We start from the raw sequence: 19,360 nt of genomic DNA on the forward strand, positions 1-19,360 counted from the left end.
GGAACGTCCTGACGCCTTCCTGCCCAACCTGGCCACGAGCTTGACTGTCTTGGGCAAGATGCTGCTCAACTTGGACCAGGTCGGCGAGGCCACGCGCTCCCTCGTTGAAGGGCTCACCATTGCCACAGAGCGTGAGATGACCGATCTGCGCCGCGTCTGCATCACCTTCCTCCAGCAGGCCCGTGCGCACGATGCCGACGCTTTCACCTCCGCATGGAGGCAGGCCACAGGTCAAGAGCCTCCACCGCGGCTTCAATAGGACTCGGCATTGCGCCGGTCGGCCGGGGCGGGATCGGCCCGCAAGAGGCCGCATGCCCGGCCCGGCCAGGCCGGCTCTGTCCGCGCCAGCGGGCGGCTTGAAGACGTAGAGAAAGTTCTCATCCAACGCTCTGGCGTCGCCGGTCGCTCGGGACCTCTGCCGTCTCAGAGGGCTAGGTGGTGATCTTGCGTAGGGCCTCGCAGGTCTGTTCGGCGAGGCTGACGGCCGCGCCCAGACGGTTGTCGATGGTGATCTGAACGCCGGGTGGGCTGTCCTCGGTGTTGAGCGTGCTGGCGTACTCGTCCCAGTTGGCGAGCTTCCAGGCGTCTCGGGGCGCGTCGCGCAGCTCGATGTACTCGCGCATGGAGTCGATGTCGCAGTGCAGCCAGACGGTGGCCACGTCCACGCCCTTGGCCTTGCAGCGGTGGGTGAGCCGGTCGAGCCATGCGGGGTCGTTGAACTCCTCGACGAACGGGGCGGCGAGGATGATCGAGACTCCACAGTCGATGTTGGTGCGGGCGGCGTCGAGCAGGCACCGGTACTCCAGGGGCCTGACCTCGCGCCGGTAGGTGTCGGTGTGGCGGTCGTGCGGGTCGCCGGTCAAGGTCAGCAGCAGGCGTTCGGTCATGCGGCGGGTGAGGGCGTCTTTGTCCAAGAACGCCCACCCGGAGATCCTGGACAGGAAACGGGCGAATTCGGTCTTGCCTGATCCGGCGTATCCGCCCACCAGGACGAGGACGGGGCTGCCGCCGGCGCTGGCTGCGGCTCGGCTGTGCAGGGCGTTGGTGATGCGGCTTCTGAGGGTGTCGCCCGAGGGGAAGAAGGCGGACAGGTCCACGGGGGAGCCGTCTGGGGGTGTCTCGTCGTCTTGGGCTTGGGCTGCCGCACGCTCCAGTACGGCCAGCGGGACCCCGAACGCCTGGGCGAGGTAGGGCAGCCATTCAGTGGGAATGCGCTTGCCCCGCTCCCAGCGGGATATCTCATGACGGGTAAGGGTGTCGGTTCCGGAAATTTCGCACAGTAGCTGCGCCAGGGCGCGTTGGCTTCTGCTGCCACGAAGTCGAGCGAGGTAAGCGCCGAACTCTCGCCGTCTGTCGGTGGTCATGGCCGGCTCCCTTCCGGTTCCAGTCTGGCCCCCTGCTGGCCCCCTGGCAGGCTCCTTTGCGGAAAAGGACCGGACGGGACGCTTGAGGCATGAGCGGCTCCGAGAGCGGCCCGAGTCCTAACACGTCCCGTGTCCGTGGTGCGCGGGTTCTCGGGAAGCTGCGACGGCTCGATGAGCCGCGAGTCGGCGATGCGACAGGACTCGTGAGGGTCGATTCACGACGCGGCATCTCATCGTCGGACGAGAAGGAACCTTGCCGCGTCGCCGATTCCCGCTTCGAACGGACGGGAGTGGGGCGATGGATTTTGATCAAGTGCGGTTTGCACAGGCGAACGTCCGGGGCGCCTTCGGACTTCGTCGAAGGTATCTGGCGGCGCTGGATGCGGCGTTGTGCGAACGCCGAGAGGCGTTGTGCGGCGTCGTGGTGCGCGACGGAGTGCCGCTGCTTCGGGTGACGCTACCGGGGGCGGCGCTGCGCGTGATCGAAGTGGACTGCGAACAGGGCGCCGACGGGTGGGTGTTCACCCGGGCGGACACCAAAGAGCCCATTGGGCCGGTGAGCGATCCGGCAGCGGTGGCCGGCCGGCTGGCCGAGGCCTTGAACAGGAGGACGGTCCGGTGACCGCGATGGCGGGCTCCGCAGGTCAGGCCATGGGAGATGTGGACATACAGATGGCGTACTTGCGGGCGGTCATCCGGGTGTACGGGCCGTGGACGACGTCCAAAACGATCAGCTCGAGGGAACGCGACTTGGCGGTGCGGCGAGTCCGCTACGCCAGTCACGTGCTGGCTGATCTGGAAGCCCAATTGCCGCGTGAGGAGTCGGGGCGGTGGACGGTACGGCATGCCGGTGAACGCTCGGACCAGGTGAAGTCTTGATGAACGTGGACACGTGCCCGTTGGGGCAACTGGAGGGGTGCCCCAGGCGGCATCGGGCACGTGTCCACCCGCCTTTGGCACGCCTCGGCTGCCAGGGGCGGTGATGAGGGTGCACCTGGTGCGCGTCGAACCCCCGTCACGGCACTGCACACCCTCGTTGCGGGGCGTGGCGGCGTGGATGTGACTTCTTCGACCGGCCTGAGGAAGAAGAGTGTCTTCCCTGCGTCGCCACGCCCCGGCCATCCCTGACGGGTTGAGCGCTGTGGAACATCGGACGGACGAGAGTTCGCACGTCACCGGTGATGGAGCCGGCAACGGGCCGGCCACCGCCCATGCCCGTGGTCCGGTGTCCTCCTCGCCCTCGGCGGGTGAAGCGTTGTGGGACTTCATGCATTCGGACGGCGATCCGGGATGGGCGCCCGGGGCGGACGAGGAGTATCACGGGCGGCATGTGGAGATGCGGCGCCCGGGCTGCGAGTCGATCCACTGGCAACGCCAGTACCCGCCCTTGACCAAGGTGCGAGTGCTGGCGCACACCTGCGAATGCCGAGCGACGATCTACGAGCTGTGCGCCCATGGCGGGGCCTACTTCATCCGGCGGACCACACGCGGTCCCCATGGCGACGAGGTGGACGAATCACCTCACGTGATCGCCCGGGAAGCCGGTGAGCTGTGGTCCAGGCTGCTGAGCGGCAGGGCCCGGTGATCGCCTTCATCAACGGCGTCGATGATGAGGCGGGCGGCCTTGGCTGGTTCGGTGGCGTCGGTGTGGATGACCAGGTTGAAGATGGCCGCGTCCTGATGGGCCGCCAGGTCGGCCCGGGTCTCGTCCCATGCCCGCAGGCGCTCGGGCCGGTCGGCGTCCCCGCGGCCTCGGGAGCGCTCGGCGCAGACTTCGCGGGATATCCACAGCAGGACGCATGTCCAGTTCAGCGAGACGGACGAGCGTAGGCGCCGCAGGTCGGCGACGTTGCCCATGTGGACGACGGGCACCCGGCCGGTCTTCGTCATGGCCTCGATGTCGTGCCGGTCGACTGCGTAGATGTTGCCGTACCGGCTCGTCTCGACCGCCAGACGGCCCATGCCGCGGAGGGCCTCCAGTTCAGCGGCCGTCACGATCCGATAGCCGGTGCTGCGGCCCGTGCCCGCCTTCAACTTGGGCACGAGGGCGAACCGCTCGTCCAGCTCGGCCAGTTCACCCGTGATCGTGTCCTTGCCGCTGGTCGGCGGGCCGTACAGGATCACCCCCTGATCGGTCACCCCAAGAGCCTACGCAGTGTCTCGCGCGTCTGGTCGGCGACGCTGATAGCGGCGCCCATCCGGTTGTCGACCGTGAGGTGAACACCTGGTGGGCTGTTCTCGGTGTCGAGTGTGCTGACGTACTCGTCCCAGTTGGCGAGCTTCCAGGCGTCCCGTGGAGCGTCGCGGAACTCGATGTACTCGCGCATGGACTCGGCGTCGCAGCGAACCCAGATCGCCACCACGTCCACGCCCTTGGCCTTGCAGCGGTTCGTGAGCCTGGCCAACCACCCCTCGTCCTGGAACTCGGCGATGAAGGGGGCGGAAAGAATGGTCGATATGCCGCGTTCGATGTTGTCGTTCGCGGCATCCAAGAGGCACTTGTACTCCAGCGGCCTGACCTCTTTCAGGTAGATCTCGCTGTGCCGGTCGTGCGGGTCTCCGCCGAGTGAGATCAACAGGCGTTCCGTCATGCGCCTGGTCAGCGAGTCCTTGTCGAGGATCGCCCAACCGGAGATGTCCCCGAGAAAGCGGGCGAACTCCGTTTTGCCCGATCCGGCGTATCCGCCCACCAGAACGAGCGTGGTCACGCCCAGGCTGCGTGCAAGCGCCCTGCCCCGCCAAGCGTTCACCACACGGTCCTTCAGGGTCTCCGCGACCGCCGGGTCCTTGTCGCGGGCGTGTTCGGAGAGCTGGTCGAGCCCCTTGGCGATGGCGTTCGCGGCCTGCTCGGCCATGGCGGGGTCGGCGATGCTCCCCACCAGCGACGACAGGTCCAGTTCCTGCTCATCGGGCAGTGGGAGACGAAACCCCAGCTCCGGTTCGGTGGCCTCGTACATGAGGCAGTAGGCGCGCCGGTAGTGCGGGCCCGGGTAGATGGCCCCGGTCTCGTGTCCCCACAGGGTCTGGAAGTTCGCGGCCACCGACAGGCCGCTTCGGCGGGCCACTTGCCGCAGCTTCTCCCCTGCGGCCTCCAGGGTCAACCCGTGAGCCTCTCGGCGTTCGCGCAGCTTGGAGGGCTTCCAACCGGGGCGCTGCTTGGTGGGGGTCATCTCTGGCCTTTCCGTTCACCACGGACAACGGTGCGCATCAAGCGTTTACCGGTCCGTCTGGAGGGGTGTGAAAGCGGATGTATAAGCAGGCGTGAAAACTATTGATGAGCTGTCAGTGATGGGCTGAACGGGCCTCCTGGGTTGAAATTTCTGCATGCCGAACAAGGGGACCGATCAAGGCAGGAGGCATTTCCCGGTGGCGGCGACCGGCGGGCATGGGAGCACTCCCGAAGAACTGCTGGCGCTGATCCTGTCGGAACTGGACGAGATCATTTGTCGGGTTGACGCGCTTGCTGCCGCCCTGCGAACACGCTCTGCTCCAGCCGCGCGACCCGTTCGCCCAGATCCCGGACAGCGGTGAGCACCTCCGCGAGCTGCTTCATGAGCGCGCTGTCCTCGCCCGGGGACGTGGCCGGCGTCTCCACGGCGGCCTGATCGCGGACGAACACGCCCTTGCCCTGCTGCCCCACCACCAGGCCTTCGGTGCGCAGGACGCTGATGGCCGCCTTCACGACGCCGGCGGACACGCCGTAGTGCTCACGAAGCTGGGCGATGGACGGCAAGGCGTCACCCGGGGCCAACCGGCCATCGGCCACCTGTTGCCGCAGGTCGTCAGCGATCTGGAGGTACCCAGGCCGACCGGTGTTCTTGACCATCGTCCGCCTTCCACGTTCGGGGCCGTGGTCTCCCAGTTCAGCACACAACAGCACCAAGTGACTAGGAAGGCATTGACAACATGGTCGACCATGCTGACTATGTTGGCTAAGTGCTCAGCGAGTGGAGGAGGTTCCTCGTGCGAAGCATTCCGGTGGACACGTCCGCTCTCACCTTCGTGTGCGTGGCGGCGCCGCGTCCGAAGCTGGTCAATCAGGACACCGGTGAGGTGAAGGTGGACCGGCACGGTCAGACCGTTTACACGGTCGGGTTGTCGGCGGCTGATGAGTCCGGTCGGGTGGAGCTGGTGAACGTGGCCGTTGCCGGTGACCCCGAGGTGGTGGTGGGTCAGGTGGTCACGCCGGTGGGGTTGGTCGCCTTTCCGTGGGAGCAGCACATCGGTGGTCGGATGCGGTGGGGGATCGCCTATCGGGCCGATCAGATCGTCCCCGCCGGTCCGTCGCACCCGGCCTCTGCGGTGGATGTGGCCTGAGCGGGATGGTTCCGGTGATGAACGGACGCGTCGTGTTCCTCGCTGTCCTGGCCGTCGTGTTGGTGGTCGGGGTGTGGGGTTGGCGGCGGTGGCATCCGGCCTCGTTCTGGTACGGGGTGGAGTTCCCCGCTCGTGTGGTGTTGGTGTATCTGACCTGGGCGCATGTGGCCTCGGGGTGTGGGTTGGCGCGTCGGCGGCGGCGCTGGCGTCTGACCCTGGATGCCGTGCCGATGGTGGAGACGGCCCGGTCGGTGACGGTGGCCACCTACCGGCGGCGGTGGCGGCGGGTGGAGGTCGAACGTCCTCCCCGGTTGGGGGTGTTGCGGCCGAATCGGCTGGGCTGGCGGGTGCGGGTTCGGTTGCATGACGGTCAGGTCCCTGGCGACTACGAGAGGGCGGCTGAGCGGATCGCGCATGCCTGGCGGGTGCACTCGGTCCGCATCGTGGATGTCCGGCCGGGTGTGGTGACGTTGTGGGCGACCCTGCACGACCCCCTCACCGAGGTGAGGGTGACGCCGGAGACCGGTGAGTTGTTGCGGGTGCGGCCGGGGAAGCTGGAGAACGGCGCCGATTGGGTGATCGATTTTCGCGCCGTGCCGCATTGGTTGAACGCCGGTGCCACCCAGTCGGGCAAGTCCAACCTGGCCAACGCCATCATCAAGGGTTTGGCGCCTCAGCCGGTGGCGCTGGTCGGGTTGGATCTGAAGGGCGGGGTGGAGTTCACCCCGTATGCTCCGCGGTTGTCGGCGCTGGCCACCACCCGCACCCAGTGCACCGCCCTCCTGGCCGATCTGGTCGGCGAGCTGGAGCACCGCATGACCATCTGCCGCGGCCGGGGGGTGCGGAACATCTGGCACCTGCCCGAGGGGGTGCGGCCGATGCCGATCGTGGTGCTGGTCGATGAGGTGGCCGAGTTGTTCCTCATGGCCGACAGGAGCGAAAAGGACCAGGTCGCCAAGACGGGCACCGCCCTGCTGCGGGTGGCTCAGTTGGGGCGGGCCTTCGGGGTCCATTTGGTGGTGTGCGGGCAGCGGATCGGCTCTGATCTCGGGCCCGGGGTGACCGCGTTGCGGTCGCAGTTGTCGGGGCGGGTGTGTCATCGGGTCAATGATCCGGAGACCGCCACCATGACCCTCGGCGACCTTGATCCGGCCGCTTTGGATGCGGCGCGGACGATCCCCGCCCAGACGCCGGGGGTGTGCATCGTGGCCGGCCAGGACGGCGGTTGGCATCGTGCCCGCTCGGTTTACATCTCCGAGCATGAGGCCGAGCACGCCGCCCGCACCTACGCCCATCTGGCCCCGGACTGGGCCGAGTTGATCACCACGCCTGCGGTCCGTCCGGCCGCCGCCTGACCCACAGACGCCCTCCCCACCCCTTCTTCTCTGGTGGGGCTGGTGTGAGCCCTCAATCACGCCACGCCCTCTCCCCGACCCATGCCCGAAACCGGACCCTGCTTGGAGGTTCCGCGTGCCCGCACATGTGATCGTCCTGCGACCTCGTCACCCGGTCCGCCCGCTCGCCCGTCCCCGTTCCGTCCCGACTTCTTCTCGTCCCGTCCCGGTCCGTTTCGCCTCGTCCCGCCGGTCCGTCCTCGTTCTGGTGGGGCCGGTGGTGGAGTGGGACGGCATCCGCGGCCTGCACATGGCCCGGTGCGGCCGGTGCGCCGAGTCCTTCACCACCGTCTCGGCCGCCCAGGCCTATGACTGGGCGGACGCTCACGAGTGCGACCGGGAGCTGGCCGCACTGCTGGCCGACCCGACCGGCAACCTGTCCGACGGCCCGGCCGGTGAGGCGGCCGGTGAGGCGGCCGGTGGGGTGGTTGGTGGGGTGGTGGCGTGATGCGGCGGCTGCTGCTCGCCTTGGCCGATACCGCACCGGTCGTGGTGCTGGCCGGTATCGCGGCGGCGGGCTCGTTCACCCACATCCGGGATACCGTCCGTGACCACGGTCAGCACGGGTGGATGGCCTGGGCGGTGGCGGTGTGCATCGATCTGACCTGTGTCATGGCGGCTCGGGAACGGCAGCGGGACAAACGCACCGGCCGTACCACCGCCCGCATCTCCTGGCCCACCTGCGTGCTGGTCGGCGGCATCCTGCTGTCCCTGGCGGCGAATCTGGCCCAGGCCGAACCGACCGTGTGGGGGTGGGTGACCGCCGGCACCCCCGCCGCCGCCTTCCTGGTCGCGGTATCGATGCTCGAGCGCCGCACCACCGCCCGCCCTGCCGCCCGCCCGGACGGTTCGTCCTCGGCGGGGATGGCCGTCCCGCCGTCCTTCGGCCGCCCCGACCTCCCGTCCCCATCCCCGTCCTCGCCCGTCCCCCCGTCCCCGGTGCCGTCCCCGGTGCCGTCCTCGGTGTCGTCCCTGGTGGGGGTGGAGGAAGGGACGCGTCCTGCACTGACCACACCCGATCCTTCCTCGGTGCGGGAGGGGCAGACCGAGATTCCGCTACCGGACTCCTCGTCCTCGCCCAAGACCACCGGGCCCGGACGGTCCTCGTCAGTGGGCTCGTCGGCGGGTCCGGCGGCGGCGCTGGTGGATTTCGCCCGCCAGGTGGCCGCTGAGCATCAGGCCAAACACGGCCGCCCCATCACCCGGGACGCCCTGCGGGCCCGGTTGAAGGTCTCCAACCAGCTCGCCTCCGAACTGCTCCGCCACATCCGCAACCACCCCACCGCCTGACCGAGGAAAAGAGGGGGTGCTCGTCATGTCCATCGTCCCGACCGACCAGGACGGACGTTCCGCTGGTGAGGCCCGGCCGACGGCCGAGCGGGATCGGCCCGTGGTGGTGCCGATCCGGTGGGCCTGCTGCCACTGCGGCGGCACCGGCCTCACCTCCGACGGCGACACCTGCTCGCACTGCCTCGGCCACGGCCACGACTGACCCCTCACCCACCGCCTGCGAAGGGAGATCCGCTCTCGTGTTCCTCCGCCGCTGCGTCTTCCTGGCCTTGTGGCTGGTGCTGGCCCTGTATGTGCTGCGTCACCCCGCCGCCGCCGCTGATGCCGTGGTCGCGGTCGGTGGTGGTCTGGCCGCGTTGGCCGATGCGCTGGCCGCCTTCATCACCGCCTTGTGACCCTCCTCGCCCCCGGCGTGGCTCTCCGTGTGCCTGAGGGCGTGCCGGGGGGTTCACCACCGCTGGCTTGAACCCACACGCAGCAGAAAGAGGGGGTGGTTTCTCGTGTCGCATCCGGTGTTGTCTCCGCTGGCCGTTCGGGACATGGCCGCCGCCTTGGCCCGCCCCGACTACCGCCGTTGGGCCGCCCGCACCCGTGCCCTGGGCGGATGCGCTCAACCCATTCACCTGCGGGGCCGGGTGGAGTACCTGGACCCGGCCACCGGGGAGGTGCTGCACCGCTACACCACCGCGCATGAGCCGGGCGGGGTGCTGCGGGTGGCCTGCAAGACCCGCCGCGCCTCCCGCTGCCCCGCCTGCGCGGAGGTGTACCGGGCCGACACCTACCACCTGGTGCGGGCCGGGCTGGCCGGGGGCAAGGGCGTGCCCGCGTCGGTGGCCTCCCACCCGGCGGCGTTCGTCACCCTCACCGCCCCCTCCTTCGGCCCCGTCCACACCCGACGGGAGAAGGCCGGTCACGTTCAACCGTGCCACCCCCGCCGCAACGCAGGCACCTGCCCGCACGGGCGGTCTTTGTCGTGCACCACCCGACACGACGTCGACGACCCCCATCTGGGGGAGCCGTTGTGCCCGGACTGCTACGACCACACCGGCACGGTGCTGTTCAACGCCCTGGCCCCCGAACTGTGGCGGCGTTTCACCCTCGCCCTCCGCCGCCGCCTGGCCAAGACCGCAGGCCTCACCCCCACCGACCTGGGCAGGGTGCTCACCGTCTCCTTCGCCAAGGTCGCCGAATACCAACGGCGCGGCACCGTTCACTTCCACGCCGTCATCCGCCTTGATGGACCCCACGGCCCGGCCACCGCCCCGCCCGCCTGGGCCACCTACGAGGCGTTGGCCGAGGCGGTGGGGCATGCGGTGCGCGCGGTCACCGTCACCACCCCCGAAGCCGACGGCGTCCCGGCCCGCACCCTGGCGTGGGGTGCTCAGCTCGATGTCCGCCCCATCACCACCACCGGGGAACTGACCGACACCGCGGTGGCCGCCTACATCGCCAAATACGCCACCAAAGCCGCCGAATGCACCGGCACCCTCGACCGCCGCATCCGCCCCACCGACGACCTGAACACCCTCCCGGTCAGCGACCACGCCCGCCGGTTGATCACCACCTGCCTGCGCCTGGGGGCCCTGCCCGAGATGGCCGGGCTGCGGCTGGCGGAGTGGGCGCACATGCTCGGCTTCCGCGGCCACTTCTCCACCAAGTCCCGCCGCTACTCCACCACCCTCGGCCACCTGCGCGCCGCCCGCATCCACCACAACCACCACCGCCACCAGATCACCACCGGGCGGCTGCCGCTCACCGATGAGGACCAGGTCCTCGTCATCGCCCACTGGCGCTATGCCGGTCAGGGCCTCACCCCCGGCCAGGCCCTGCTGACCGCCGCCCTGACCGGCAAGCCCCTGCCACCGCTGAATCCGTCTGCGCTCCCTGGAGGTGCCGTGTGAACGATGACCTGTTGACCGTGCCCGAGGCCATGGCCCGGCTCAAGGTGAGCCGGTGGACGCTCTACAAGCTGATGCGCTCTGGAGAGCTGGCCTCCGTTGTCGTCGGCGATCGCTGCCGGCGGATTCCCCGGCAGGCGCTTGACGCCTACATCGCCCGGCTCATCGAGAGGCACGAGGCCGCCTGATGTCCGGCATGAAGACGGCCGCGCCGGACGGCGAGGCCCCCAAGAGGCGCAAGAGCCGCAGCCGGGCCAACGGAGAGGGCTCGATCTTCTCCTACCGCAACGGCTACGCCGCGTACGTCTGGGTCACCACCCCCGACGGCCGGCGGCGGCGCAAATGGGTGTACGGCAAGACCCGCGAAGCCGTTCACGAGAAGTACGTCAAGCTGCTCAACGAGTCCCGGCAGCGTCCCATCGCCACGACGGTGCCCACCGTTGAGAGATACCTCACATACTGGCTTCAGGAGATCATCAAGCCGAACCGGGAGCCCAACACCTACTCGCACTATGAGTTGATGGCCCGGCTGCACATCATCCCCGGCCTGGGCAAGAAGCGGCTCGACCGGCTGACCGTGCGCGACGTGCAGGCCTGGCTGAACAAGCTCCCCGGAACCTGCCAGTGCTGCGCCCAGGGCAAGGACGCCAGGCGCCCCAGGGATCATCGGGATCCCCGCAAGCGGCAGCGTTGCTGTGCGCTGGGCGAGTGCTGCCAGGACTACCCGAGCCGCCGGACCATCCAGGCCGCGCGGAACACGCTGCGGGCGGCTCTGAACCACGCGCAGACCGAAGAGATCATCTCCCGCAACGTCGCGGGCCTGGCCAAGCTGCCCACGGCGCGGAAACGGACCCGCAAGGCCTCCACCTGGACCGTTGACGAGGCCCGGCGGTTTTTGGAGCACGCGCGCGAGACCGACGACCCGCTGTACGCGGCATGGGCGCTGATCCTGGTCATGGGGATGCGCAAGGGGGAGGTGTTCGGGCTGCGCTGGGCGGACGTCGATTTCGACGCCGAGGAACTGGCGATCGGCTGGCAGTTGCAGCGGGTCGGGAACCGGCTCATCCACAAGGAGCGCACCAAGACGGACGGGTCGACCGACGTGCTGCCGCTGCCGCCGCTGGTGACCGCCGCGCTGCGCGTCCGGAGGCGTCAGCAGGCCGAGGCCCGGCGGGCCTGCGGCGACGCCTGGCATGACAGCGATCTGGTGTTCACCACCCGGACGGGACGCCCGATCGAGCCTCGCAACGTCAACCGGGCGTTCGCGTCCCGCTGCGCCGCCGCCGGCGTCAAGGCGATCAGGGTGCATGACACTCGTCACACGTGCGGCAAGCTGCTGGCCGCTCTCGAGGTGCATCCGCGGGTCGCCATGCAGATCCTGCGGCACAGCCGGATCAGCATCACGATGGAGATCTACACCGAGGTGCCCTCAGAGGACACCCGGGCGGCGCTCAAGCGGCTCGGCGACCACCTGTGGGGCCGTGGTCCCGGTGCGGCGGTGTAGCTGTACTCCGTTGCTGTACCTGCAACGCAGAGGCCCCTCGCGGTGATCGCGAGGGGCCTCTGACCTGTGGCGCAGCCGAGAGGATTCGAACCCCTAACCTTCTGATCCGTAGTCAGATGCTCTATCCGTTGAGCTACGGCTGCGTGTCTGGGAGAGAGCATACCGCCTGTCGCGCGTTAGGACGAATCAGTTCGCGTGTTCGGGGTGAGATCGGTGGGGCGCGGGCGGTCAAGCGGTGTTCTCCCGGTGGTCGTCTCGGCGTCCGATGGCGGCAAGCTCCCGCTCCTACGTTCCAGACCCACGGAAGAGGGAGGTATGCCATGTCTCGGATCACACGTGTGCTCGCCGGAGGGCTGGCCGCTGTGGCCGTGGCCGGGGTCTGTGCGGCGGTGGTGGACAGGGCCGCGCCGGCTGCGGCCGATCGGATCGGCCGTCCCGTCGTCATCGCCCATCGCGGGGCCAGCGGGCTGCGGCCCGAGCACACGTTGGCGGCCTACCGGATGGCCATCGCGCAGGGCGCCGACTACATCGAGCCGGACCTTGTGATGACCAAGGACCGCAGGCTGGTGGCCCGTCATGACAACTGGCTGGCCGACTCCACCGACGTGGAGGACCGTCCGGAGTTCGCCGACCGCAAGAAGACCAAGACGGTGGACGGGGTCACCCGGACCGACTGGTTCACCGAGGACTTCACGTTGGCCGAGCTGCGGACGTTGCGCACCGAGGAGCGGATCCCCGAGCTGCGTCCCGACAACACGGTCTTCAACGGGCTGGAGCCGATCCCCACGCTGGAGGAGGTGCTCGAGCTGGCCCGCAGGCACGGCGTCGGCGTGTATCCGGAGACCAAGCACCCCACCTACTTCGACGGCATCGGGCTGTCCATGGAGGAGCCGCTGGTCGCCGCCCTGCACAAGTACGGGTTCGACAGCCCGCGCGACAAGGTGTTCATCCAGTCGTTCGAGACCTCCAACCTGCGGGAGCTGCGCAGGCTCACCAAGGTGCGGCTCGTTCAGCTGATCGACGGCTCGGGCGCCCCGTACGACCTGGTCAAGAGCGGTGATCCCCGCACCTACGCCGATCTGGTCAAGCCCGCGGGCCTGAAGTGGATCTCCTCCTACGCCGACGGGATCGGCCCGGCGACCGGCTGGATCATCCCGGTGGACTCCGCCGGCCGGCTCGGCAGGCCCACCGCCCTGGTGCGGGACGCGCGCCGGTACGGCCTGACCGTGCACACCTGGACGATCCGCAACGAGAACGAGTTCCTGCCCGTCGACCACCGTCAGGGCAACACCGCCGCCCCCGGCTACCGGTCGGCGACCGGGGACGTGGGCGGCTGGGTGAGCCGCCTGTACCGGCAAGGGGTGAACGGCGTGTTCTGCGACGATCCGTCGGCCTGTGTGAGCGCCCGTGCCGCGACGTTCGGGTGATTCGTTCCAAACAGTGGGACGCGGGGAACCGATCACCGTCATGCGGTAATCAAAGAGGGCGATCGGGGCGGAGTCGCCGGGGCCCGGCCGCCGGGCGGCGCCAACCCATCCCGACCCCCCAAAGAAAGGCGAGTAGTTCCTATGCGTCTGCAGACCACTCGGCTCCTCGGTGTGCTGGCCCTCGGCGGGGTGATGCTCACCTCCACCGCCTGCCTGCCCAATATGGGCGGCGACTCGGACCGGCAGGCGGCTTGCGACAACATCGTCCGCGAGCTCAACGAGCTTCCCTCACGGGCCACCCAGCAGCTGGGCAATCCCAGCGCGATGATCCAGGCCTACGAGGAGACCGCCAACAACATCCGCACCGAGGGTCGGAAGGCCGGCGGCGATGTCCAGGAGGCCGCTGAGAACGTCGCCAGCGACCTGGAGAGCCTCGCGCAGACCATCCGCAACGCCAGCAACGGCAACCTCACCATGCCCGACGTCAACAAGATCACCGAGAGCGGCAACAAGCTCCGGGCCGCCTGCACCGGTTGACCTGCTGCCCGCCGGGCGCATCCTCCTCGCCTTCACCGGGGATGCGTCCGGCACTTCCCGATCATGGCCGCCTCTGGTTACCCTTGGTTCGCCCGAGCGCTTTGCCGCTCGGACCATGGCCCGGTAGCCTGTTTCCGGCTACAGAGCCCAGGAGGATTCGCCTAGTCCGGTCTATGGCGCCGCACTGCTAATGCGGTTGAGGCTTTACGGCCTCTCCGGGGTTCAAATCCCCGATCCTCCGCCACAAGCGCCTCCGTCGGAGCATCCGGCGGAGGCGCTTTCGGTTGTGAGGGGACGGTCGTGTCGGCTCGGGCCGCGGCGCCCGGGGGCGGCGACGCACGGGTCGGGCAGTGGGGGCGGGCGACGCCCGGCCCTGGTTCCGGGGTCCGGGCCCTTCATCCCTTCTTCGGGGCGCGGGGCCGGCCTGCACGGATCGCACGGGCGTTCGGCGGTCCCGGCGGTCGAGGGTCGGTGAACGAGGCTTTGGCGCGGCCTTGGAGGGTTCGGCGCGGGCGCGGGACGGGCGAACGGCCGGGGACGACGAGGGCGGCGCGGGGCCGGGCGTGGCTGTGATCGCCGGGGCCCTCCGCGGTGGGGGCCGGTTCGGGGAGCCTCCAAGGGGCCTCGGGCGTTGTATGACCGCGAGCGGTCGAGGGAGGGCTGCGGGCGTGCGGTTGGCGCATCTCGCGGGCGCGTTCCCGTGGGGGATCGTCCTCGTCGCCGCCGAGGGCGCGACGGAGCGGATTCCGGAGTGGAGCTCCGGCGAGGAGCCGGTGACGGCGTCGGAACACTCCCGGTGTGCCGGGTCCTGCACGGGGACGAAGGCCGTGTCGGCGTCCACTGCTGGCGGGATGGGCGGGATCTGCCGGGGATCCCGGTGCATCGGGGGAGGATCGGCGTCTCGTCGGGCGTTCTCACGCTGGGCGACGCGGTGGGGGGACAGGCGGTTCGGGCGCGGGTGGGCGCCGGCGTGCACGAGGCGGTCGTCTGCCTGGACCGGCCGGATAGGGAACAGGGCTCCATCGTCGATGGGAACGCCTATGCCACGAGATATACCGATGCCGATGGGCGCGTCAATGAGATCGTCCATTACGCGATCACGTGGCGGCGGGGCGACGGACGGTTCCCGATAGACCCGGAATGTGTCGAAGGGGTTCTATGACAAGGCCCGGCCGGGGCGGCCGATCACGCTGAGCCTCTGGCGCGGGGACGTCGTCGCGGTGGAGGCGGCGGGCGGCACGGAGCGATTCCTGCCGTCTCCCGTGTGGCGTCTTGTGCTGTGGCTGTTCGCCGCCCATGCCGGCCTCGGGGTCGTGCTGTGGGGGCTGCTTGCGGACCGGTCGCACCGGAGGACTCCGTTCTTCGAGTACGCGTTCGTCTGGATGCTCTTGGGGGCGCTGCTGGCCTTTCCGGCCATGGAGTTCCTGGCCTACGGCTGGGGCATCGGGTTGTGGCGCGGCGTGCTGTTCGGGGCGATCACCCTGGTGAGCCTGGTGTTCGGCGCATTCGTGATCCGGCTGCGCAGATGACCGGCGCGGCGCGGCCGGCGGATCCAGGCGGCGTCGCTTCCGGGCGGGCATTGCGGGTGCCGCCTGTCTGCGTCATGTGGATCGAATGACCGGTGTCGGCAGGTCGCCGAACGATGATCCGATTGTTCTCGTCCCCCTAGGCAGGGCTCGGTGGCGTGGTCGCCGGTGGTGGTCGCGGCTTCGGCGGTGTCGCCGGCCCGGGTTCTGCGGGGTCCGCCGTCGGGAGGGACCCCGATCGAGGCCTCGTGCACGGATGAGAGGTGAGGCATGAGGGTTCGCCAAGGTCGCCGGCTTCTGTCGTTTTTCGAGGTGCTGCGTCAGGTTTCCCTGCTGCAGTGGGCGGTGGCCGTGTTCGGGCTGGGCGTGCTGGCAGTGGGGGTCGCCGGATCAGCTGATCCCTACCACGAGGTCCGGCGGTTCCGTGGGGTCGTGGCGTGTGAGCGCAGCGTCGGTGACTGCTTCGCCAGGGAACAGGGCTCCATCGTCGACCGGGACAGCTACACCACGACGCATACCGACAGCGATGGGAACACCAGCATCACCACCCATTACGAGGTGACCTGGCGGCGGGCCGACGGCTCCCGGGAGACCCGCGAGGTGTCGAAGGGGTTCTATGACAAGGCTCGGCCGGGGCGGCCGGTCACGCTGAGCCTTTGGCGTGGTGAGGTCGTCAAGGCGGAGGTGGAGGGCAGTACGGAGTGGTTTCTGCCCTCGCCCGGCAAGCGCCTCATACTGTGGCTGGCCGTCGCCTATACCGGTCTCGGGATCGTGCTGTGGGGGCTGGTGGCCTGGGAGAATTCGAGCTCTTCGTTCTTTGAGTTCATATGCTACTGGGCCGTCTCGGGATTTTTTCTGATCTACTCGGTCACCGAGTTCCTGGCTTATGGCTGGGACATCGGATTCGGGCACGGCGTGTTGTGCGGAGTGCTCATGCTGATAGGGCTGGTGGTGGGAATTCTTGCATTCGCGGTCTGGTAGGCGATCCGGTGCGGTGTGAGCGACGGGTTTGCGCGGTGATGCGGAGGTGAGGCATCGGGCCGTGCTCGGCCGCTCGGCGCGGCGCCTCCACGGCTTCCCGGGAAGGGGGCGCACGGTCGTGGAAGCCGGGGACGAGGCGGGCGGCCGAGGGAGCGGGGAGCGGTCCGGACCTCTTCCGGCCCTGGGCGGCGGTCGGCTGCGGCGACCGGCTGATCGAGCCGTCTGGGCGGCTCTCGAGCAGGGCGTGTCGCTTCCACGGCGGGCGTCGTGGGCGCCGGCCGTCTGCGCCGGGTGAATCGGACGGTCGGTGTCGATCTGGACGTCGAACGATGATCCGGTCTTTTCCGTCTCCACATGTGGGGCCCCGGAGCGCGGTCGCCGGTGGCGGCGTCTCCGGTGATCGCATCGGCCGGGGCTCTGCGGGGTCCGCCGTCGGGAGGGGCCTCGGCCGAGGCCTCGTGTGCGGGTGATGTGCGGATGAGAGGTGGGGGCGTGAGGGTCCGCCGATGGCGTCGGTCGTCGGAGCCGAGGAGGCTGCGCCGGTTCTCCCCGTGGCGATGGGCGGCGATCGCGGCCGGGCTGGGCGTGCTGGTGGGGGCGCTCGCCGGCGCGGCCGATCCGTACCGGCAGATCCGGCAGTTCCGCGAGGTCATGGAGTGCGAACGCGGTGTCGGCGGCTGCTTCGCCACCGAACGGAGCTCCATCGTCGACCGGCGTTCCTACGTCGAGATGCAGACCGACCCGGAGGGGAACGCCTACCCGGTCCCCCACTTCGAGGTCACCTGGCGGCGGGCCGACGGCTCCCGGGAGAGCCGCGAGGTCTCGGACGGGCTCTACCGGAAGGCCCGGCCGGGGCAGCCGGTCACGCTGCGCCTCTGGCGGGGGGACGTCGTCGCGCTGGAGGCGGCGGGCACCACGGAGTGGTTCCTGCCGTCGCCCGGCCTTCACCTCACGGGGTGGCTGCTCGCCGCCCACTTCGGCCTCGGGGTCCTGCTGTGGGGGCTGCTGATGGGCTGGTGGGACGCGTTCGTCTTCTTCGTGCTGCGCGCGTTCTCCTGGATGCTCACGGGCCTGGCGCTGGTCGGCACGGCCGTGGAGGTCCTGTCCTATGGCCCGCGTTCCGAAGGCGGCCGCGGCTGGATGTTCGTGTTCTACGGCGTGCTGTTCACGGCCGGCGCCGTGTTCACGTGCGGTCTGCTCAAACCGCTGGAGGACGACTGACCGGCCTGTGGCCCGTTCCCGTACGGGCGTGTTCACCTGCGATGACGGTGGGCCCCGGTGCGGGGGACGGGGCGGCGTCGTGGCGCACGCCGATGAGAGGACGCGAGGGCCGCGGCGTGAACACCGGAGCCACGCGCCGTCACGCGCCGCCGCGGTCGGCGCCGGGCGCAGCCGGTGACCGGTGAGAGCACCGGCTCCCGGCCGGTCGCGGGCGGTCCGCGCCGCCGAGCGCCGGGCCGCCGACCGCGTCCTGAACGAGGGGGCCGTCCATGCCGCCGCCCGGGCGGCGCCCCGGCGTCGTCCGCCGTTGACCTCGACCGCGGTTGAGGTTGCAGCCTGAGAGGCGACCGAGAAGCGCGCCGCGGGAGCGTCCACCGCCCCGGACGGTCGGACCGGCCGGCGGCGGGCGTCGCCTGCGGGGGCGTGAGGTCGGCGATGCCCGCATCCGGCCGGAACCGCTCGCCCAGGGGGCGTCCCGCGGGTGCTCCCGGTGCGGGCGCCCGCGGCTTCGCGTCGGTCATGACCCGACGTCCGGCGAGGCATGCGAGGGGGAGCACATGGTGAACGTCCCGTACATCTCCCGAACCCGCATCGACGGCGAGTGGGTGCCGATCGAGGACTATTCGCGGGACTTCACCGTGACGGCGCCCGACGCGGTCGGGCCCGACGAGGAGTTCACGGTGCGGTTCGCTTCGGCTCCGATCCTCGCGGTGGCCGCGTTCAACAAGCGGCTGACGGATCTGCGGGTGGCGTATCGGGTGACCGGTGCGGGCACCGTCGTCGGATATCGGCTGGAGGGCGGGTCGGACCTCGGGGACGCTCGGTTCTGGGTGGAGCGGAACGGGGCGGATCTGGTCGTGCGGTCCGACGGCTCCTTCCCGGGCGGAGTGGAGTTCGACATCCCCGACCTGGTGGTCACGGTGCGCGCCGGCGGATCGGGGGCCGTCACCACCTCACCCGGCGGGTCGAGCTTCGAAGACCCGGCCTTCTCCTGGTTCCGCGAGCGGACCGGCACCGGATCGTGGGACCCGTTCGAGAACTACGTCGACCCCGCCGCCCCCGTCACGTTCACCACCACCGTCATCGAATCCTCCTGACGGCCGCACGGCGTCCCGTGCGCGACCGTCGGGCGATGCGCCGTGATCGGGCGGCCGGAGTCTTCGGAGGGCGTCCGCCGACCCGTCTGTCTGTGGAAGGAGCAGCCGTGAACGCCGTCGTCGAGGCCGATGTCTACGTCGATGTGCTGTGCCCGTGGAGCTACATCGCCAAGCGCCGCATAGAGGCGGCGCTCGTCGACGTGACCGAGCCGGAGCGGGTACGGCTGCGGTGGCGCAGTTTCGAACTGTCGCCCGACGAACCGCGCGCCCCCTCCCTGACCGCGGCGGAGTCGATGACGACGTGGTGGGGCGAACGCGGCGCCGCGCGGGTCGAGCTCATCCACGATGCGGCGCGGGCCGAAGGGCTCGGTATCGATCTGCACCGGGCGCGTCCGGTCAACACCTTCGACGCCCACCGGCTGTATCAGATGGGCGCCGAGCGGGGGCTGGGCGACGCGGTGCTGGAGCGGTTGCTGCGCGGCTATCTGTGCGAGGGCCTGAACGTCGGCGATCCGCGGGTGCTGGAACGTCTCGGCGTCCGGGCCGGCCTGGACGCCGCGCAGGTGAGGGACGTGCTGGCGGGCTCGGCGTACGCCGACCGGGTCAGGGCCGACGAGGCCGAGGCCCGCAGGCGCGGCGTGAACGGCGTGCCGACGATGACGCTCAACGGCGGGCCGCCGGTGTCGGCTCTTCAGACCTCCGCCGCACTGCGGAGGCTGCTGGAGGACGGCCTGCAGGCCGCGCGTCGGACCGCCCCCGGCCGGTGACCGCCCCGGCCCGGCACGTCGACGGCCGAAAGGGGAT

23 protein-coding genes and 2 tRNA genes are annotated in these 19,360 nt (G+C 69.8%); 20 read left to right on the forward strand and 5 right to left on the reverse strand.

Features of this window, described 5'->3' with window-relative positions; genetic code table 11:
• A partial coding sequence (locus tag EIO00_RS03365; RefSeq protein ID WP_206664018.1) for a hypothetical protein occupies positions 1-259 on the forward strand: 259 nt, incomplete at its 5' end.
• Between the two features lie 172 nt (positions 260-431).
• Here EIO00_RS03365 and EIO00_RS03370 read toward each other — a convergent pair.
• Positions 432-1,097 carry a P-loop nucleotide/nucleoside kinase family protein gene (locus EIO00_RS03370; protein ID WP_241661108.1) on the reverse strand — a complete coding sequence of 222 codons (666 nt, stop codon included), beginning with the start codon at positions 1,095-1,097 and terminating at the stop codon, positions 432-434.
• Between the two features lie 565 nt (positions 1,098-1,662).
• Here EIO00_RS03370 and EIO00_RS03375 point away from each other — a divergent pair.
• Both EIO00_RS03375 and EIO00_RS03385 read left to right on the forward strand, forming a co-directional pair.
• The gene (locus EIO00_RS03375; protein ID WP_140175428.1) at positions 1,663-1,986 is read left to right on the forward strand and encodes a hypothetical protein; all 324 of its coding nucleotides are present in this window, start codon (positions 1,663-1,665) and stop codon (positions 1,984-1,986) included.
• Positions 1,987-2,631: 645 nt separating this feature from the next.
• The gene (locus EIO00_RS03385; protein ID WP_140175430.1) at positions 2,632-2,949 is read left to right on the forward strand and encodes a hypothetical protein; all 318 of its coding nucleotides are present in this window, start codon (positions 2,632-2,634) and stop codon (positions 2,947-2,949) included.
• On the opposite strand, the gene EIO00_RS03390 is transcribed toward EIO00_RS03385, so the two are convergent.
• The 3 genes from EIO00_RS03390 to EIO00_RS03400 all read right to left on the reverse strand — a co-directional run bounded on the left by EIO00_RS03390 (position 2,886) and on the right by EIO00_RS03400 (position 5,190).
• Entirely contained in the window at positions 2,886-3,503 is a 618-nt protein-coding gene (locus EIO00_RS03390) for a guanylate kinase (protein WP_140175431.1), read from the reverse strand. The genes EIO00_RS03385 and EIO00_RS03390 overlap by 64 nt on opposite strands.
• Positions 3,500-4,534: a P-loop nucleotide/nucleoside kinase family protein gene (locus EIO00_RS03395; RefSeq protein ID WP_140175432.1), complete on the reverse strand. Its 1,035-nt coding sequence runs from the start codon at positions 4,532-4,534 to the stop codon at positions 3,500-3,502. Before EIO00_RS03395 ends, EIO00_RS03390 begins: the two co-directional genes overlap by 4 nt.
• Positions 4,535-4,803: 269 nt before the next feature.
• Positions 4,804-5,190 (reverse strand): winged helix-turn-helix domain-containing protein, encoded by a 387-nt coding sequence (locus EIO00_RS03400; RefSeq protein WP_140175433.1) that lies wholly within the window; start codon positions 5,188-5,190, stop codon positions 4,804-4,806.
• 137 nt (positions 5,191-5,327) lie between these two features.
• On the opposite strand from EIO00_RS03400, the gene EIO00_RS03405 reads away from it, so the two are divergent.
• From EIO00_RS03405 to EIO00_RS03435, 9 genes are all read left to right on the forward strand, one after another.
• Positions 5,328-5,681: an SCO3933 family regulatory protein gene (locus tag EIO00_RS03405; protein WP_140175434.1), complete on the forward strand. Its 354-nt coding sequence runs from the start codon at positions 5,328-5,330 to the stop codon at positions 5,679-5,681.
• Between the two features lie 17 nt (positions 5,682-5,698).
• Positions 5,699-7,036 (forward strand): FtsK/SpoIIIE domain-containing protein, encoded by a 1,338-nt coding sequence (locus tag EIO00_RS03410; RefSeq protein ID WP_140175435.1) that lies wholly within the window; start codon positions 5,699-5,701, stop codon positions 7,034-7,036.
• Between the two features lie 247 nt (positions 7,037-7,283).
• Positions 7,284-7,523: a hypothetical protein gene (locus tag EIO00_RS03415; RefSeq protein WP_140175436.1), complete on the forward strand. Its 240-nt coding sequence runs from the start codon at positions 7,284-7,286 to the stop codon at positions 7,521-7,523.
• Positions 7,523-8,365: a DUF2637 domain-containing protein gene (locus tag EIO00_RS03420; RefSeq protein ID WP_140175437.1), complete on the forward strand. Its 843-nt coding sequence runs from the start codon at positions 7,523-7,525 to the stop codon at positions 8,363-8,365. The genes EIO00_RS03415 and EIO00_RS03420 overlap by 1 nt, the downstream gene beginning before the upstream one ends.
• 25 nt (positions 8,366-8,390) lie before the next feature.
• Complete coding sequence (locus EIO00_RS24065) at positions 8,391-8,567, forward strand: hypothetical protein (protein ID WP_161602635.1); 177 nt, start codon at positions 8,391-8,393, stop codon at positions 8,565-8,567.
• Positions 8,568-8,604: 37 nt separating this feature from the next.
• The gene (locus EIO00_RS24450) at positions 8,605-8,760 is read left to right on the forward strand and encodes a hypothetical protein (protein ID WP_175596114.1); all 156 of its coding nucleotides are present in this window, start codon (positions 8,605-8,607) and stop codon (positions 8,758-8,760) included.
• 144 nt (positions 8,761-8,904) lie between these two features.
• Positions 8,905-10,266, forward strand: coding sequence for a replication initiator (locus EIO00_RS03425; protein WP_140175438.1), 1,362 nt, complete (start codon positions 8,905-8,907; stop codon positions 10,264-10,266).
• Positions 10,263-10,451, forward strand: coding sequence for a helix-turn-helix transcriptional regulator (locus EIO00_RS03430; protein ID WP_140175439.1), 189 nt, complete (start codon positions 10,263-10,265; stop codon positions 10,449-10,451). Before EIO00_RS03425 ends, EIO00_RS03430 begins: the two co-directional genes overlap by 4 nt.
• 8 nt (positions 10,452-10,459) lie before the next feature.
• A complete protein-coding gene (locus EIO00_RS03435; RefSeq protein ID WP_140175440.1) occupies positions 10,460-11,767 on the forward strand; it encodes a site-specific integrase in 1,308 nt (435 codons plus the stop codon).
• A 67-nt stretch (positions 11,768-11,834) separates the two neighbouring features.
• On the opposite strand, the gene EIO00_RS03440 is transcribed toward EIO00_RS03435, so the two are convergent.
• A tRNA-Arg gene (locus EIO00_RS03440) sits at positions 11,835-11,910 on the reverse strand.
• 177 nt (positions 11,911-12,087) lie between these two features.
• On the opposite strand from EIO00_RS03440, the gene EIO00_RS03445 reads away from it, so the two are divergent.
• The 8 genes from EIO00_RS03445 to EIO00_RS03480 all read left to right on the forward strand — a co-directional run bounded on the left by EIO00_RS03445 (position 12,088) and on the right by EIO00_RS03480 (position 19,323).
• The gene (locus EIO00_RS03445) at positions 12,088-13,194 is read left to right on the forward strand and encodes a glycerophosphodiester phosphodiesterase (RefSeq protein WP_161602636.1); all 1,107 of its coding nucleotides are present in this window, start codon (positions 12,088-12,090) and stop codon (positions 13,192-13,194) included.
• A 141-nt stretch (positions 13,195-13,335) separates the two neighbouring features.
• Entirely contained in the window at positions 13,336-13,731 is a 396-nt protein-coding gene (locus EIO00_RS03450) for a hypothetical protein (protein WP_140175442.1), read from the forward strand.
• A 150-nt stretch (positions 13,732-13,881) separates the two neighbouring features.
• Positions 13,882-13,975 (forward strand) — tRNA-Ser (locus EIO00_RS03455).
• 898 nt (positions 13,976-14,873) lie between these two features.
• The gene (locus EIO00_RS03460; RefSeq protein ID WP_140175443.1) at positions 14,874-15,260 is read left to right on the forward strand and encodes a hypothetical protein; all 387 of its coding nucleotides are present in this window, start codon (positions 14,874-14,876) and stop codon (positions 15,258-15,260) included.
• A gap of 267 nt (positions 15,261-15,527) precedes the next feature.
• Entirely contained in the window at positions 15,528-16,238 is a 711-nt protein-coding gene (locus EIO00_RS03465) for a hypothetical protein (protein ID WP_140175444.1), read from the forward strand.
• 492 nt (positions 16,239-16,730) lie between these two features.
• Entirely contained in the window at positions 16,731-17,459 is a 729-nt protein-coding gene (locus EIO00_RS03470) for a hypothetical protein (protein ID WP_140175445.1), read from the forward strand.
• A 557-nt stretch (positions 17,460-18,016) separates the two neighbouring features.
• Complete coding sequence (locus EIO00_RS03475; protein ID WP_140175446.1) at positions 18,017-18,556, forward strand: hypothetical protein; 540 nt, start codon at positions 18,017-18,019, stop codon at positions 18,554-18,556.
• A 107-nt stretch (positions 18,557-18,663) separates the two neighbouring features.
• On the forward strand, positions 18,664-19,323 hold the full coding sequence (locus EIO00_RS03480) for a DsbA family oxidoreductase (RefSeq protein ID WP_206664020.1): 660 nt from the start codon (positions 18,664-18,666) through the stop codon (positions 19,321-19,323).
• Positions 19,324-19,360: the final 37 nt, after the last annotated feature.

Source organism: Thermomonospora catenispora, from assembly GCF_006363815.1.
Taxonomy (GTDB): domain Bacteria; phylum Actinomycetota; class Actinomycetes; order Streptosporangiales; family Streptosporangiaceae; genus Thermomonospora; species Thermomonospora catenispora.